Source organism: Microbacterium sp. F2E (assembly GCF_020905435.1).
In the GTDB taxonomy this organism is placed as follows: domain Bacteria; phylum Actinomycetota; class Actinomycetes; order Actinomycetales; family Microbacteriaceae; genus Microbacterium; species Microbacterium lacticum.
The window spans coordinates 73,154-88,986 of record NZ_JAJJIB010000007.1; the positions used below are offsets into that span (position 1 = coordinate 73,154).

At 72.0% G+C, this 15,833-nt stretch carries 11 protein-coding genes, 1 pseudogene and 1 riboswitch; of the genes and pseudogenes, 4 read left to right on the plus strand and 8 right to left on the minus strand.

The features are described from left to right. Window positions 1-25 precede the first annotated feature (25 nt). From LOK55_RS07325 to LOK55_RS07350, 6 genes and pseudogenes are all read right to left on the minus strand, one after another. The gene (locus LOK55_RS07325) at window positions 26-1,027 is read right to left on the minus strand and encodes a glycosyltransferase family 2 protein (RefSeq protein WP_374107629.1); all 1,002 of its coding nucleotides are present in this window, start codon (window positions 1,025-1,027) and stop codon (window positions 26-28) included. Beyond that, window positions 1,024-2,223 carry a cysteine desulfurase family protein gene (locus LOK55_RS07330; RefSeq protein ID WP_229934850.1) on the minus strand — a complete coding sequence of 400 codons (1,200 nt, stop codon included), beginning with the start codon at window positions 2,221-2,223 and terminating at the stop codon, window positions 1,024-1,026. Before LOK55_RS07330 ends, LOK55_RS07325 begins: the two co-directional genes overlap by 4 nt. A gap of 5 nt (window positions 2,224-2,228) precedes the next feature. Further along, window positions 2,229-3,098: a carboxylating nicotinate-nucleotide diphosphorylase gene (gene nadC / locus LOK55_RS07335; protein WP_141380367.1), complete on the minus strand. Its 870-nt coding sequence runs from the start codon at window positions 3,096-3,098 to the stop codon at window positions 2,229-2,231. A 365-nt stretch (window positions 3,099-3,463) separates the two neighbouring features. Then, window positions 3,464-4,981 (minus strand): annotated as a pseudogene (gene nadB / locus LOK55_RS07340) (L-aspartate oxidase); the annotation flags it as partial. A gap of 62 nt (window positions 4,982-5,043) precedes the next feature. Next, window positions 5,044-6,351 (minus strand): quinolinate synthase NadA, encoded by a 1,308-nt coding sequence (gene nadA / locus LOK55_RS07345; protein WP_229934851.1) that lies wholly within the window; start codon window positions 6,349-6,351, stop codon window positions 5,044-5,046. A gap of 23 nt (window positions 6,352-6,374) precedes the next feature. Then, window positions 6,375-7,076, minus strand: coding sequence for an NUDIX domain-containing protein (locus LOK55_RS07350; RefSeq protein WP_229934852.1), 702 nt, complete (start codon window positions 7,074-7,076; stop codon window positions 6,375-6,377). Between the two features lie 170 nt (window positions 7,077-7,246). Continuing rightward, window positions 7,247-7,353: riboswitch (glycine riboswitch) on the plus strand. Between the two features lie 153 nt (window positions 7,354-7,506). Between LOK55_RS07350 and gcvT the strand changes: the two genes are divergently transcribed. The 3 genes from gcvT to gcvP are packed head-to-tail and all read left to right on the plus strand — an operon-like array spanning window position 7,507 to window position 11,905. After that, window positions 7,507-8,610: a glycine cleavage system aminomethyltransferase GcvT gene (gcvT, locus tag LOK55_RS07355; RefSeq protein WP_229934853.1), complete on the plus strand. Its 1,104-nt coding sequence runs from the start codon at window positions 7,507-7,509 to the stop codon at window positions 8,608-8,610. After that, the gene (gene gcvH, locus LOK55_RS07360) at window positions 8,607-9,002 is read left to right on the plus strand and encodes a glycine cleavage system protein GcvH (RefSeq protein WP_229934854.1); all 396 of its coding nucleotides are present in this window, start codon (window positions 8,607-8,609) and stop codon (window positions 9,000-9,002) included. The genes gcvT and gcvH overlap by 4 nt, the downstream gene beginning before the upstream one ends. 56 nt (window positions 9,003-9,058) lie before the next feature. After that, complete coding sequence (gcvP, locus tag LOK55_RS07365) at window positions 9,059-11,905, plus strand: aminomethyl-transferring glycine dehydrogenase (RefSeq protein ID WP_229934901.1); 2,847 nt, start codon at window positions 9,059-9,061, stop codon at window positions 11,903-11,905. A gap of 113 nt (window positions 11,906-12,018) precedes the next feature. Here gcvP and LOK55_RS07370 read toward each other — a convergent pair whose 3' ends face one another. After that, window positions 12,019-12,969 carry a hypothetical protein gene (locus LOK55_RS07370; RefSeq protein WP_229934855.1) on the minus strand — a complete coding sequence of 317 codons (951 nt, stop codon included), beginning with the start codon at window positions 12,967-12,969 and terminating at the stop codon, window positions 12,019-12,021. Window positions 12,970-13,191: 222 nt separating this feature from the next. Next, window positions 13,192-14,010 (minus strand): CPBP family intramembrane glutamic endopeptidase, encoded by an 819-nt coding sequence (locus LOK55_RS07375; RefSeq protein WP_229934856.1) that lies wholly within the window; start codon window positions 14,008-14,010, stop codon window positions 13,192-13,194. A gap of 143 nt (window positions 14,011-14,153) precedes the next feature. On the opposite strand from LOK55_RS07375, the gene LOK55_RS07380 reads away from it, so the two are divergent. Next, window positions 14,154-15,773, plus strand: a complete 1,620-nt coding sequence (locus LOK55_RS07380; protein WP_229934857.1) for an ABC transporter substrate-binding protein — start codon at window positions 14,154-14,156, stop codon at window positions 15,771-15,773. The last annotated feature ends 60 nt before the right edge of the window (window positions 15,774-15,833 follow it).

Below are 15,833 nucleotides of genomic sequence, written 5' to 3' on the forward strand. Positions count from 1 at the left end.
CAACGGGCGACCCCGCGGGAGCGGGTCACCACAGCACGGCGGCCGAGCGCAGCGCCGCCGTCTGCGGATCGAGCTCGAGCGCCTCGAGGTCGGCGCGTGCGGTGAGCTCGCGCACGAACTCCCCGAGGAGTCGGCGGTACGTGGCATCCGGGTGCCCCTCGGCGATGCGCACGAGCGGCGGCGTGTCCATCTCGAGGATCAGGCGCACGCGGGCGCGCGCCGCCGCGCGGTGGCCCGCGCTGTCGAGGATCGCGATGCCGTCGCGCATGCCCGTGAGGTAGTCGCTGAGCACGGCGACGGCCGCCTTGCGCTGGGTGAGCGAGGAGCCGTCGGCGCGCTCGCGCCAGTGCACGACGACGTCGGGGATGACATCGATCGCGCGCGCGTGCACGTAGAGCAGCTGCACGACGACCTGGTCCTCGTAGAGGGCGCCCTCGGGGAAGCGGAGGGTGTTCCGGCGCCACAGCTCCACGCGGCTGAGCTTCGACCAGGCGACGACGTTCCCCGAGATCTCCGGATGCTCGGCGAGGGTCGTGCCGCGGCGCTCCGGGTCGTTCGCGGCGCGCACCCACGGCTGCACCTCGCCCGTGACGTACCCGCCGTCGACGTCCGGCCGCAGCCGCACGTACGCGCCGACGGCGACGTCGCTGCCGGAGGCCGAGAGGGTCGCGACCAGACGCTCGAGCGCGGTCGGGGTCATGACGTCGTCGGCGTCGAGGAACGCGACGTACGGCGTCTCGACGAGGTCGAGCCCGACGTTGCGCGCCGCGCCGAGTCCGCGCGGGCGCTCCAGACGCACGAGCCGGAACCGCGGGTCGGATGCGGCGGCGCGCGCGAACAGCTCGGCCGTCGCGTCGCGCGATGCGTCGTCGACGAGGATCGCCCGCCAGCGGGTGAGGGTCTGTGCGCGGAGCGAGGAGAGGGCCTCGGCGACGTAGTCGGCGACGTCGCGACCGGGCATGATCACGGTCACCAGGGCGTCCGGCGCGGCGGGGGCGTCCGGAGTTGGATCTGCGGCGATGCTCACGCGCCCGATCGTACCGCCGCGACGGCCGCCGCGACCGCGTCCGCGACCGGATCGAGGTCGGCGGTGTGCCCGTGCGCGAAGGTGAAGCGCACGGCGGTCTGCGCCGTGGCGGGATCGATCCCGCACGCGAGCAGCACGTGCGAGGGCTCGTCGCTGCCCGCCGCGCACGCCGAGCCGCTCGAGGTGACGACCCCGCGCCGCTCGAGTTCGAGCAGCACGGCCTCGCCGCTCGTGCCCGCGAAGGTGAAGCTCGCCGTGCCGGGCAGGCGTCGGGTCGGATGCCCGGTGAGCCGGGCGGTCGGCACGAGCGAGAGCACCCGCCGGGCGAACCGGTCGCGGAGCGCGCCGACCCGGGCGGATGCCTCGGCGCGCTCGGCCTCGGCACGCTCGAGCGCCACGGCGAGGCCGACGGCGCCGGCGACGTTCTCGGTGCCGCTGCGGCGGTCGCGTTCCTGACCGCCGCCGTGGAGCACCGGTTCGAGGGGGAGCCGCGACCCCACCGCGAGCACGCCGATCCCGGCGGGCGCGCCGAGCTTGTGGCCCGCGATCGAGAGAGCGTCGGCGCCGGTGCCGCGCAGCGGCAGCCAGCCCGCCGCCTGCACCGCGTCGAGGTGCAGCGGCACGCGCGCGGCGGCGGTGACCGCCGACAGTGCCGCCACGTCCTGCACCGTGCCGACCTCGTTGTTGGCGTAGCCGATGCTCACGACCGCCGTCTCGGGGCGGATCGCCGCGGCGAGATTGTCCGGTGACACGGTGCCCGTGGCATCCACCGCCAGTCGTGTCACGGCCATGCCGTGCACGCGCTCGAGGTAGTCGCACGAGGCGAGGACCGCCTCGTGCTCGATCGCGGTCGTGATCACGTGCACCGGCGGTTCGGCCATGCCGGCCGTGCTGGATGTGTTCAGCGTGCCGAGCGCGCGGCGCGGATCGCGGCGGCGGAGCAGCGCCCCGATCGCGAGACCTTTGATCGCGAGGTTGTCGGCCTCGGTGCCCCCCGAGGTGAACACGACGTCGGACGCCCGCACGCCGAGCACGTCCGCCACCCGCGCTCGCGCGTCGGCGAGGGCGGAGGCGGCGGCCTCGCCGACCGTGTGATGGCTGGAGGGGTTGCCGAACCGGTCCGTGAGGTAGGGGAGCATCGCCTCGAGCACCTCGGGGCGCACCGGCGTAGTGGCGGCGTGGTCGAGGTAGAGCACCGGCGTCAGCCTTCGACGCGCGCGTCGAGCCCGAGGTCGAGCGCGCGGGCGGAGTGCGTGAGCGCGCCGACCGAGATGACGTCGACGCCGGTTTCCGCGATCGCGGCGACGGTGTCGAGCGCGACGCCGCCGGATGCCTCCACGATCGTCCGCCCGCCGATGCGGGCGACGCCGGTGCGGAGGTCGTCGATGCTGAAGTTGTCGAGCATGATCGTGCCGACGCCCGCGGGGCCCGTGCCGGCGGCGAGCACGGCGTCGAGCTGGTCGAGGCGGTCGATCTCGACCTCGAGGTGGGCGGTGTGCGGGAGCGCCGCGCGCGCGGCGCGGAGCGCCTCGGTCACCGACCCGTGCCGGGCGGTGAGCACGGCGAGGTGGTTGTCCTTGGCCATCACCGCGTCGGAGAGGCTGAAGCGGTGATTCCGGCCGCCGCCGCTGCGCACCGCGTGCCGCTCGAACCGTCGGAGCCCCGGCGTCGTCTTGCGGGTGTCGACGATGCGCGCGGTCGTATGCGCGACGGCGGCGACGTACGCGGCGGTCAGGGTCGCGATGCCCGACATGCGCTGCGCGAAGTTCAGCCCGATCCGCTCCGCCGTGAGCACGCCGCGGGCGGGACCGGTGACCCGGGCGAGCACGTCGCCGGCGCCGAACGCGTCGCCGTCGCGGCGCAGCAGATCGACCTCGATGCGCGGATCGGTCAGGGCGAACGCGGCGGCGAACACCTCCCCGCCGCTGAAGACGCCGTCCTCCCGCGCCCGCAGGTCGGCCGTCGCCGTCGCATCCGCGGGGATCAGGGTCTCGCTCGTGAGGTCGCCCCACGGGGCATCTTCGTCGAGCGTGGCGCGCACGACGGCCTCGATGTGGCTCCGCGTCAGCATGCCGTGACCTCCGCCCGGTCGCCCCGAACCCGATCAGGCGTCGCCCCGTCGGGGTCGCGTGACGATTGCAGGAGAACTGACTCCGGAGGGGCGGTTTCGGGGCCGAAATCGGCGGTTCCGGCGGGAATCTCCTGCATACCTCCCGCCGGCGCGTCGCGCCCGGCCGGTTCGGGCGCCGCCACCAGTGGCTCGGGCGCCGCCACCAGCGGCTCGGGCGCCGTCGGCACCAGCTCGGCGGCGGGAGGCGCTGCGGCGTCATCTCGGGCGGGGCCGTGTGACGATTGCAGGAGAACTGACCCTGATGGGGCGGTTTCGGGGCCGAGATCGGCGGCTCCGGTGCGGATCTCCTGCATACGTCCCGCCAGCGCGTCGCGCCGCGTGTGCGCGCCGACCGATTCGGGGCGGGCGAGCGCGGCCGCGACGAGGGCGGCGGCCACCTGCAGCAGGTTCGCGTCCTCGTGGTCGGCCTCGGTGACCGGCGTCGCGAGAGCCCGCCCGCGCCAGCCGGCGATGACGGATGCCGCGTGCGCGAGCCCGGGCGCATCGCGCACGAGTCCGGCGTCGCGCCACATCAGCTCCTGCAGGGCGGCCCGGCTGAACGGGACCCCCACGGCACCCGATTCGGCCGGCGGCGGGGGAGCGGCGGCGCCCCGGGCGAAGCCCGCGGGGTCCGGCCACGCTCCCGAGCGGACGTCGGCGGCCACCGCGTCGCCGGCGCGCGCGCCGAACACGGCGCCCTCGAGCAGCGAGTTCGACGCGAGCCGGTTGGCGCCGTGCACGCCCGTGCGGGCGACCTCGCCCACGGCGTAGAGGTCCGGCACGCTCGTGCGTCCGGACAGGTCGGTCGTCACCCCGCCCATCAGGTAGTGCGCCGCGGGCGTCACCGCGATCGGCTCGCGCGCCCAGTCGTCGCCGCGCTCCCGCACCGCCGCATCGATCGTCGGAAAGCGCGCCGCGAGGAACGCCGTCGTCTGCTTGCGCGTGGGGCGGAGCCCGGTCGCGTCGAGCAGCACGGGCCGGCCGTCCTGCGCCGCCATCACCTCGGCGATCGTCCGCGCCACGACATCGCGCGGGGCGAGCTCCGCATCGGGGTGCACCTCGAGCATGAACCGGCGCCCCTGCTCGTCGCGGAGAACCGCGCCCTCGCCACGGACCGCCTCCGACACGAGGAACGGCGCCTCCGCCGCGCTCCCTGGAAGCACCGTCGGGTGGAACTGGACGAACTCCAGATCGACCACCGCGGCGCCCGCGCGGAGGGCCGCGGCGATGCCGTCGCCGGTCGCCACGGGCGGGTTCGTCGTGTGCGCGTAGAGCTGCCCAGCCCCGCCGGTCGCGAGGATCACCGCGTCGGCCGCGATCCGCTCGCGCACCGGCGCCGACCCGTCGCCCACGAGCAGATCGACCCCGACGATGCGACCTGCCTCGACGACGAGGTCGCGCAGGAACGCCTGCTCGACGATCCGCACCGCGGCGGCCCGCACGCGCGCGACGAGCGCCCGCTCGATCGCGCTCCCCGTGGCATCCCCGCCGGCGTGCAGCACCCGCGGGTAGGAGTGGGCCGCCTCGAGGCCCTTCACGAACCCGCCGGCGGGCTCGCGGTCGAACGCGACGCCCCACGCGATCAGCTCGCGGATGCGCGCCGGGCCCTCGTCGACCAGCACGCGCGCCGCCTCGGGGTCGGACAGCCCCGCGCCGGCGACGAGGGTGTCGCGCAGGTGCGCCGCCGCGCTGTCGTCGTCGAACATCACGCCGGCGATCCCGCCCTGCGCGAAGCGGGTGTTCGCGTGCTCGAGCGCGTCTTTCGTCACGAGGGTGACGCGGCATCCGGATGCCACGGCGTGCAGCGCCGCCGTCAGTCCGGCGATGCCCGAGCCGACGACCACGACCGCGGCGCCGTCGGCGGCCCGGTCGCCGGCACCAGCCGGCGCCCCACCGGAGAAGCCGCTCACGGCTTCGCCGCCAGCATGCGATCGAGCGCGACGCGCGCGGGGTCGGCGACGTCGCCCGGCACCGTGATGCGGTTGACGACCCGCCCCGCGACGAGCTCCTCGAGCACCCAGGCGAGGTAGCCGGGGTGGATGCGGTACATCGTCGAGCAGGGACAGACGACGGGGTCGAGGCAGAAGATCTCGTGCTGCGGATACTGTGCGGCGAGGCGCTGCACGAGGTTGATCTCGGTGCCGATCGCGAACGTCGTCGGTTCGGTCGCGGCGGCGATGGCCTTCCGGATGTAGTCCGTCGAACCGGCCTCGTCCGCGGCATCCACGACCGCCATCGGGCACTCGGGGTGCACGATCACCCGCACGCCGGGGTGCTCCGCGCGCGCCGCCGCGATCTGGTCGACCGTGAAGCGTCGGTGCACCGAGCAGAACCCGTGCCAGAGGATGACCCGGGCATCGCCGAGCTCGGCCTCGGCGGAGCCGCCGAGGGGGCGGCGCGGGTTCCACATCGGCATCTGCTCGAGCGGCACCCCCATGGCCTTCGCGGTGTTGCGACCGAGGTGCTGGTCGGGGAAGAACAGCACCCTGCGCCCGCGCGCGAACGCCCACTCGAGCACCGTGCGGGCGTTCGACGAGGTGCAGACGATGCCGCCGTGCCGGCCCACGAAGCCCTTGAGCGCCGCCGACGAGTTCATGTAGGTGACCGGGATGACCGGCACGAGGCCGTCCGCATCCGCGGCATCCAGCGGCCCGTAGATCTCGGCGAGCTGCTCCCAGCAGTCCTCGACCTCGTCGATCGAGGCCATGTCGGCCATCGAGCAGCCGGCGGCGAGGTTCGGCAGGATCACCGCCTGGTCGGGCCGGGAGAGCAGGTCGGCGGTCTCGGCCATGAAGTGCACGCCGCAGAAGACGATCGCCTCGGCCTGCGGCTGAGTGAGCGCGGCGTTCGCGAGCTGGAACGAGTCGCCCACGTAGTCGGCGTGGGTCACCACCTCTTCGCGCTGGTAGAAGTGCCCGAGCACGACCACGCGGTCGCCGAGCGTCGTCTTCGCCGCGGTGATGCGGGCGTGGAGCTCCGTCTCGGATGCCTCGCGGTACCCCGCGGGCAGCTCGCCCTGCCGGGGCGCGCCGGTCGGGATCACGTCCCCCATCGATGAGCCCGGACCGTAGCCAGGGCGCGCGTCGAAGTCCCAGGGTCCGGCGGCGAGGTCGGTGTTGCACGTCTCAGTGGTCGAGATGCCCGCCACGATCGCCTGGATGCCGTGGTCGACGCTCGCGTCCGGCTGACGCGGGTGGATCTGCAGGAGGGTCATGTCGATGCCTTTCGGGAGGGCGATCACTCGGGGAGCGGTCCGCGCTCGGCGAGTTCCACGTCGTGGTCGTAGCGGTACAGCCGCGCCGGGCGGTGGCTGCCGGTGCGGAATCCATCGGTGGGGATGAGGGTGCCGGACGTGTCGACCTGTCGGCGGAAGTTCGCCGGGTCGAGGCGGCGGTCGAGGATCGCCTCGTAGACCTCGCGGAGGTCGGCGAGGGTGAACAGCTCCGGCAGCAGACCGTGCGCGATGCGGCTGTAGCCGACCTTGTTGCGCAGGCGCCACAGCGCGTACTCGACGATCTGGTTGTGGTCGAAGGCGAGCGCGGGCAGCGACGTCGCGTCGAACCAGGCGACGTTCTCGGGTGCGGGGCGTGCGGACACGTCTTCGCGCACGAGCGCCCAGTAGACGATCGAGACGACGCGGGTGGGGGAGCGGTCGACCGCGCCGAACGCGTAGAGCTGCTCGAGGAAGCTCGGCGCGAGCCCCGTCGTCTCGCGGAGCGTGCGCGACGCCGCCATCTCGAGATCCTCGTCGGCTCCGAGCCAGCCGCCGGGGAGGGCCCATTGACCTTCGTGCGGTGCGCGCGTGCGGCGGACGAGGGGGATGACGACGCTCGGTCGCTCCCGGCCGGGCTCGCGGCGCAGGCTGAAGATCACCGTCGACACGGCGACGCGGATGTCGGCGTGGGCGGTAGCGGGTGACGTGGAGGTGGTTGTGGTCATAGTGACTCTAACTCGGTGGTCCGATCTTAGAGTCATCCGCACCTGAACGCAAACGATCGACGCGACGGCCGCCCGCTGAGCTCCCACCCGCGCGACGCACCCGATCTCGCGCGGGCGGTGACAGAACACCCGCACCGGCTATGCTGGGCGCACAACAGAACATCGGCCGCATGACGTGTGCGGGAGAGCCCCGGCATCCTCTTCTCGAAGGGGCGCCGGGCACCGAAGGAGCAAGCCTCCCCGCCAATCTCTCAGGTCCGCGTACCGCTCTCGTCCGGCCGCTCTGGAAAGAGATCCCCGCAGTGAGGGGGATCCGCCGACGGTGAAAGCCCCGCGCACGGCGCCGGGGCGAAACTCTCAGGCCCATGACAGAGGGGGAGTTCACGTCTGCCGAACACGGCAGGCGCCCGCCCGCCATCCGGGAGAACTCGTGCCAGACCTCCGTACCACTCCGCTCCACGATCGCCACGCCGCACTGGGTGCCTCGTTCACCGACTTCGGCGGCTGGTCGATGCCGGTCCGCTACACCTCCGACCTCGCCGAGCATCACGCCGTGCGCCAGGCCGCGGGCCTGTTCGACATCTCGCACATGGCCGAGTTCACGGTGCGCGGCGTCGGCGCCGGGGCCGTGCTCGACCACCTGCTGGCCGGCCGCATCTCGACCATGCGCGTCGGCAAGGCGAAGTACTCCCTGCTGCTCGACGAGAACGGCGGCGTCATCGACGACGTCATCGTGTACCGCCGGGGCGAGGATGACTTCCTCGTCATCTCGAACGCCGGGAACCGCGCGCTGGTGGCGGCCGAGTTCGACCGGCTCGTCGGCGACATCGAGATCGCCGACATCTCCGACGACCACGCGCTCATCGCCGTGCAGGGCCCGCGCGCCCGGGAGATCGTCGAGGCGACGGCCGGGATCGACGACGTCACGCCGTCGCTCGCGGACCTCGGCTACTACGCGTGGTCGGGCGGGACGTTCCGCGGCGACGACCTCTTCATCGCCCGCACGGGCTACACCGGCGAGGACGGATTCGAGCTGCTCGTCGCCAATGCGCTCGCGCCCGCGCTGTGGGACGCGCTGCTCGCGTCGGGGGAGCCGCTCGGCCTCGTCCCCGCGGGACTCGCGGCGCGCGACACGCTGCGCCTCGAGGCCGGCATGCCGCTGCACGGGCACGAGCTGTCGACCGACATCCTGCCCGCGCAGGCCGGGCTCGGCCGCGTCGTCGCCATGGACAAGGACGACTTCGTCGGCAAGGACGCGCTCGCCGCGGCCTCCGACGACCTGCCCGTGCTCGTGGGGCTCACCGCAGAGGGGCGCCGCGCGGGCCGCGCCGGCTACGCCGTGCTGGATGCCGAGGGCGCGCCCGTCGGCGAGATCACGAGCGGCGCGCTCAGCCCGACGCTCGGGCACACCATCGCGCTCGCCTTCGTCGCCCCGGCCTCCGCCGCCGTCGGCACCGACCTGCTCATCGACGTGCGGGGCACCCGCATTCCCGCCACCGTGACCGCCCTGCCCTTCTACCGGAGGAACGCATGACCGAAGACAACACGGCCGACCTGGCCGCTCTCAAGTACACCGAGGAGCACGAGTGGATCGCCCTGTCGGGCGACGTCGCCACCGTCGGGATCACCGACTACGCCGCCGACCAGCTCGGCGACATCGTCTACGTCGACCTGCCCGCCGTCGGCGCGACCGTCACGGCCGGCGAGGTCTGCGGCGAGATCGAGTCCACGAAGTCGGTCGGCGAGCTCTACGCGCCGCTGACCGGTGAGGTCGTCGAGGTCAACGCCGACGTCGTCGACGACCCCGCCCTGGTCAACGGCGACGCGTTCGGTGCGTGGCTCGTGAAGATCCAGGTCGACCCGGCCGACGCCGACGCGCTGCTCGACCGCGACGCCTACGTCGCGCTCACGGGCGGCGAGGAGTGAGCTCCGCCGCCTTCCGGGACCGCCACATCGGCACGGATGCCGAGGCGCAGGCGATCATGCTCGGCGCGCTCGGCTACGAGAGCGTCGATGCGCTCGTGGAACGCGCGGTCCCGGCATCCATCCACGCCGCGCCGATCGCCGACAGCGCGATCCCGTTCGCCGCGACCGAGGCCGAGGCTCTCGCCGAGCTGCGCTCGCTCGCCGCGATGAACCGCCCCGCACGATCGATGATCGGGCTCGGCTATTACGACACGCTCACGCCGTCGGTGATCGCCCGGAACGTCTTCGAGAACCCGTCCTGGTACACGGCGTACACGCCCTACCAGCCCGAGATCTCGCAGGGGCGCCTCGAGGCCCTCATCAACTTCCAGACGATGGTCACCGACCTCACGGGGCTCGCGACGGCCAACGCCTCGATGCTCGACGAGTCGACCGCCGTCGTCGAGGGCATGCTCGTCGCGCGGCGCGCCTCGAAGTCGACCTCGAACGTGTTCCTGGTCGACGCCGACGCGCTGCCCCAGACGAAGGCGCTGCTCGCGCACCGCGCGGCGGCGCTCGGCATCGAGATCGTCGAGGTGCCAGTCGGCCCGTGGGAGGGCTCCGGCGCGGGCTTCGAGGCGGACGTCGCCACCGAAGCAGCCGGGATCGACGCGTTCGGCGCCTTCTTCCAGTACCCGGGCGCGAGTGGTCGCGTGTGGGATCCGTCGGGTCCGATCGCCGCCGTCCAGGCCCAGGGCGGCCTCGCGGTCGTCGCCGCCGACCTGCTCGCCCTCACCCTGCTGCGCTCGCCCGGATCACTCGGCGCCGACATCGCCGTCGGCACGACGCAGCGTTTCGGTGTGCCGCTCGGCTTCGGGGGACCGCATGCCGGCTACATGGCGGTGCGCGCGGGGCTCGAGCGGCAGCTCCCCGGGCGTCTCGTCGGTGTGTCGGTGGATGCCTCGGGCGCGCCCGCGTACCGGCTGTCGCTGCAGACCCGCGAACAGCACATCCGGCGCGAGAAGGCCACGTCGAACATCTGCACCGCCCAGGTGCTGCTGGCCGTCATGGCATCCATGTACGCCGTCTACCACGGGCCGAACGGGCTGCGCGCGATCGCCGCGGAGGTCGCCGCCAAGGCCCTGACGCTGCGCGACTGGATCGTGGATGCCGGGAGCGAGGTGCTCCACGAGCACTTCTTCGACACGATCGTCGTGTTGGTGCCCGGACGCGCGGGCGAGATCGTCGAGGCGGCGCGCGAGCGCGGGTTCCAGCTGTGGTTCCGCGACACCGACTCGGTGGGCATCTCGGTGGACGAGACCACGACGGTCGCCGAACTCCACGCCCTCGCCCAGGTGTTCGGCGGCCCGGAGCAGCGCGCCTTCGGGTTCGTGATCGGTCCGGTGCCGGCCTCTCTGCCCGAGTCGCTGCGCCGCGAGGACGAGTTCCTGACGCACCCCGTCTTCCACGTGCACCACTCCGAGACGGCGATGATGCGCTACCTGAAGCAGCTCGCAGACCGCGACTACGCGCTCGATCGCGGCATGATCCCGCTCGGCTCGTGCACGATGAAGCTCAACGCGGCGACCGAGATGGCGGCCGTGTCGTGGCCGGAGTTCTCCCGGGTGCACCCGTTCGCACCGGCGGAGGACGTCGCGGGCTACCTCGTGCTCATCGAGCAGCTCGAGTCGTGGCTCGCGGAGATCACCGGGTACGACGCGGTCTCGCTGCAGCCGAACGCCGGTTCGCAGGGCGAGCTCGCGGGACTTCTCGCGATCCGCGGATACCACCACGACCGCGGCGAGGTGCAGCGCGATGTGTGCCTCATCCCGTCGTCGGCGCACGGCACGAATGCAGCGTCGGCCGTGCTCGCGGGCATGCGCGTCGTCGTCGTGGCCTGCGACGAGGCGGGGAACGTCGACCTCGGCGACCTGCGCGCCAAGATCGCGGCCCACGCCGACACGCTCGCGGCGCTCATGATCACCTACCCGTCGACGCACGGCGTCTACGAGCAGGACGTCGTCGACCTGTGCGCGGCCGTGCACGAGGCCGGCGGCCAGGTCTACGTAGACGGCGCCAACATGAACGCGCTCGTCGGGTTCGCCCGCTTCGGCGACTTCGGCGGCGACGTGTCGCACCTGAACCTGCACAAGACGTTCGCGATCCCGCACGGCGGCGGCGGACCGGGCGTCGGCCCGGTCGCGGCGAAGGCGCACCTCGCCCCCTACCTGCCCTCGCACCCGCTCGCGCAGCGGGCCGAGCACGCGGGCGGCTTCGTCTTCGACGGGGGTCCGATCTCGGCGGCGCCCTACGGCTCGGCATCCATTCTGCCGATCTCGTGGGCGTACATCAGGATGATGGGGGCCGCGGGCCTCCGAAAGGCGACCGGTGCCGCGGTGCTGTCGGCGAACTACATCGCCGCGCGCCTCGGTGAGCACTATCCCGTGCTCTACGCCGGGGAGGGCGGGCTCGTCGCGCACGAGTGCATCCTCGACCTGCGCCCGCTCAAGGAGGAGACCGGAGTCACCGTCGACGATGTGGCCAAGCGCCTGATCGACTACGGGTTCCACGCGCCGACGATGTCGTTCCCCGTCGCGGGCACGCTCATGGTCGAGCCGACCGAGTCGGAGGATCTCGGCGAGATCGAGCGCTTCATCGCGGCGATGATCGCGATCCGCGCCGAGGCTGCGCGGCTGCAGGCGGGGGAGTGGGAGGCATCCGACAACCCGCTCGTGAACGCCCCGCACACCGCGTCGTCGGTGATCGAGGGCTCGTGGGAGCACCCGTATTCGCGAGAGCTCGCGGTGTACCCCGTGCACACGCTGGTGCGCACGAAGTACTGGCCGCCCGTCCGCCGCATCGACAACGCCTACGGCGACCGCAACCTCGTGTGCGCCTGCCCTCCCGTCGAGGCCTTCGCGTAGCCGCCCGCCCTCGCGCTGCGCTTCTCCTCGACGAGACACCGCCTGTGCGCCGAGACACCACCGATGGACCGGTGTCTCGGCGCACGAGCGGTGTCTCGTCGCCGCGCGCCCGGTCAATGGCCGCGTACGGCGGTCGGGAGCGTCGCGAGGAAGGTCGGCTGGGGCGCCCGGACGATGGGGATGCCCGCACTGAGAAGAGCCGTCCGCAGCGGAGCGGCGTCGATCGCATCGGCCCATGACCAGTGCGGTACGGCGGCGACGCCGCGGGCGATCAGTCGACCGTCGCGTGTGCGTCGTGCGCGCAGCGCCTCACGGGCATCGCCCATGGCCCCGCTGTACTTGACGTCGCCGTCGGCTTCGCCGGCGACGTTCCACCGCCGCCAGAACAGATCGATGCGGTCATCACCGATCCACACTTGCGATTCTGCAGCCGGGAAACCGAGCCACTCGATCACGGCGATGCTCACGCTCTCGAGCGGTGATTCCGGTGTTCCGGTCGCCCTCGCGCACACCCACCGCGCGCGCGACCGACCTCGTGACGAGGGGTGGGTCTCCGCGAGGTCACCGATGTCGGCGACCGTGAGAGTCCCGTCGGCTCGGAGTGCACTGTCAGCGATCGCGAGCGCGACCGCCGGGTGCGACAGGCGCGCCGCGTCGGCCGCGACTTCACCCGCCGTGGCGACGTTGAAGCTGCCGAGCCGCTCGAACCGCGGCATCCGTTCTGCGGCGTGAAAGCGCGTCGTGCCTCTGATGCGGGTGCGTCCCGCGTCCTGCGCGACGGCGTGGACGTCGCGCGGCTCGCCGAAGACCGCGATGCCCCGGAGCGCGGCTGCGGACTCGCGCACGAAGATGGCGTCCGGATGCCTGAGCGCGACAGCGTGCACGCGCGCGAGGTAACGGTCCCACGGGGCGAGCGCGTCCCACAGCGTCTTCGGCGCGTACACCCCGCGGTCGACGCGCGCGAGATCGCCGCGGGCGACGTCTCGGTCGATGTGCGTCGCAGCGGCGCGGGTGACGAACGGAACCGGACAGGCACGCGCATCGGACAGGAGTGGAAGCGACATCCACGCATCACACCGCATGTCGCCCACCACCGGGAGCGCCTCACCCCGGATTGTGCACAACTCCGTCGATCCCGCCCCTGTGGACAACGCGGCGCGCGCGAACGCGCCCCCGGACGAGACACCGTCTCCGCGCCGAGACACCGGTCCATCGGCGGTGTCTCGGCGCACCAACGGTGTCTCGCGGGCGGAGGGGCCGGACCGGGGCCACGCGCCGCGCTGGGGTCAGAACAGGGCGGGCCACCAGGCGGCGGCGACGGGGTAGCCGACGAAGGCGATCACGTCGATCAGGGTGTGGGCGATCACGAGGGGCATCACCCGGCCCCAGCGCTGGTAGACCCAGCCGAAGACGATGCCCATCGCCATGTTGCCGATGATCGAGCCGAAGCCCTGGTAGGCGTGGTACGCACCGCGGAGCGCCGCCGTCGAGAGGATGATCGTCCACGGGCCCCACCCGAGCCGGCGGAGCCGGTCGAACAGGTACCCGATGAAGATGACCTCCTCGGTGAGCCCCGCGCGCAGCGCCGCGATCAGCAGCAGGGGGACCGTCCACCACGAGCCGTCGAGCGGCGCGGCATCCACCTGCACGGTCAGACCGAGCGCGCGTCCGGCCGCGTAGAGCCCGAGCCCCGGCACGCCGATGACGAGCACGAGCAGGATGCCTGCGCCGAGATCCCGTCCGAAGACGCGGAAGTCGAGGCCGATGCGGCGGAACGCGGAGCGCCCTGGCTCCCACAGCAGGTAGATCGCAAGCGCCACCGGCGCGAAACCGAAGAACGCCCCGACGAACTGGTAGAGCACGTCCCAGAACTGTTCGGCGTCCGCCCCCGGGTTGAGCGCGGTGGACTGGTCGCCGAGCGCCTGCTCCCTCGTGAGCGCCTGGATGAGCGCCAGCACCGAGTACACCGCCGACCGACCCACCGACAGGGCGAGCACGATCGCGATCTCCCACCAGAGCGAGGTGCGCAGTGAACGGGGGTGTGCCGGGGGTGCGGCAGGGCCGAATGGGCCACGATCGGCGATCACCTTGTCAGATTGCCACATCGCGGGTCGCTTGAGTTAAGGGTCTGTAACGTTTTCCCGGGTTGATTTGTCGAAGTCTGCTGCGTTACTTACAGTTTCCCTATTCCCGCCCCTGCGTTCACACAGCACGCCGTGGGCGATTCACCCTTGCACAGGAGGACAAGTTGAAGCGCAACAAGATCGCCCTCGCGGGCATCGCGCTGCTCGTCGCCGGAGGACTCGCCCTCACGGGCTGCTCCGGCAGCGGCGGCGGCACGCCGAGCGCATCGGGCGGCGGCGACAGCACCGCCATCATCAAGACCAATGGGTCTGAGCCCGAGAACCCGCTGATCCCGACCAACACCAACGAGGTCGGTGGCGGCAAGATCCTCGACGAGATCTTCGCCGGCCTGGTCTACTACGACGCCAAGGGCGCGCCGCAGAACGACATGGCCGAGTCGATCACCGTCGACGACGCGCAGAACCTCACGGTCAAGCTCAAGAAGGGCCAGAAGTTCACGGACGGCACCGAGGTGCAGGCCCACAACTTCATCGAGGCCTGGAACTACGGCGCGAAGCTGTCGAACAAGCAGCTCAACAGCTACTTCTTCGAGGACATCGAGGGCTTCAGCTACGACGCCGACACCGAGCTCACCGGTCTGAAGGAGGTCGACGACTACACCTTCACGATCGCGCTGAACAAGCCGGCGTCCGACTTCGCGCTGCGCCTCGGCTACTCCGCGTTCTACCCGCTGCCCGACGCGGCGTTCGAGGACATGGATGCCTTCGGTCAGAACCCGATCGGCAACGGCCCCTACAAGGTCGCCTCTGACGACGCGTGGCAGCACAACGTGCAGATCTCGCTCGTGAAGAACGACGACTACCAGGGTGGCCGTGCCGCGCATAACGCCGGCCTCGACATCGTCTTCTACGCGACGCAGGACGCGGCATACGCCGACCTGCTCTCGGGCGAGGTCGACGTCATCGACGGCGTTCCCTCGTCGGCGCTCGCGACCTTCGAGTCGGAGCTCGGCGACCGCGCGGTCAACCAGCCCGCCGCCGTGTTCCAGTCGTTCACCATCCCGGGCCGCCTCGCGCACTTCTCGGGTGAAGAGGGACAGCTCCGCCGCCAGGCGATCTCGATGTCGATCGACCGCGAAGAGATCACAAAGGTTGTCTTCAACGGCACGCGCACCCCCGCGAGCGACTTCACCTCGCCCGTCATCGACGGTTGGTCGGACAAGCTCGAAGGCTCCGAGGTGCTCGCGTACAACCCCGACGAGGCGAAGAAGCTGTGGGCCCAGGCCGACGCCATCGCGCCGTGGTCGGGCACGTTCCAGATCTCGTACAACGCTGACGGCGGCCACCAGACGTGGGTCGACGCGGTCGCGAACTCGATCAAGAACACCCTCGGCATCGAGGCGTCGGGCAACCCGTTCGCCGACTTCGCGTCGCTGCGCAAGGAGGTCACGGGTCGCACGATCCAGACGGCGTTCCGCACCGGCTGGCAGGCCGACTACCCGGGTCTGTACAACTTCCTCGGCCCGCTGTACGCGACCAACGCCGGCTCGAACGACGGTGACTACTCGAACCCCGAGTTCGACAAGCTCCTCTCCGACGGCATCTCGGCGACCGACTCGGCCACGGCCAACGAGGACTTCCAGAAGGCGCAGTCGATCCTGCTGAAGGACCTCCCGGCGACCCCGCTGTGGTACTCGAACGTCACCGGCGGTTTCGCCGAGGGCGTGCAGAACGTCGAGTTCGGTTGGAACTCGGTGCCGCTGTACTACCTCATCACCAAGTAATCAGATCATCCCGGATCGTCCCGTGGGGCGGTGACACCTCGTCACCGCCCCGCGGTATGT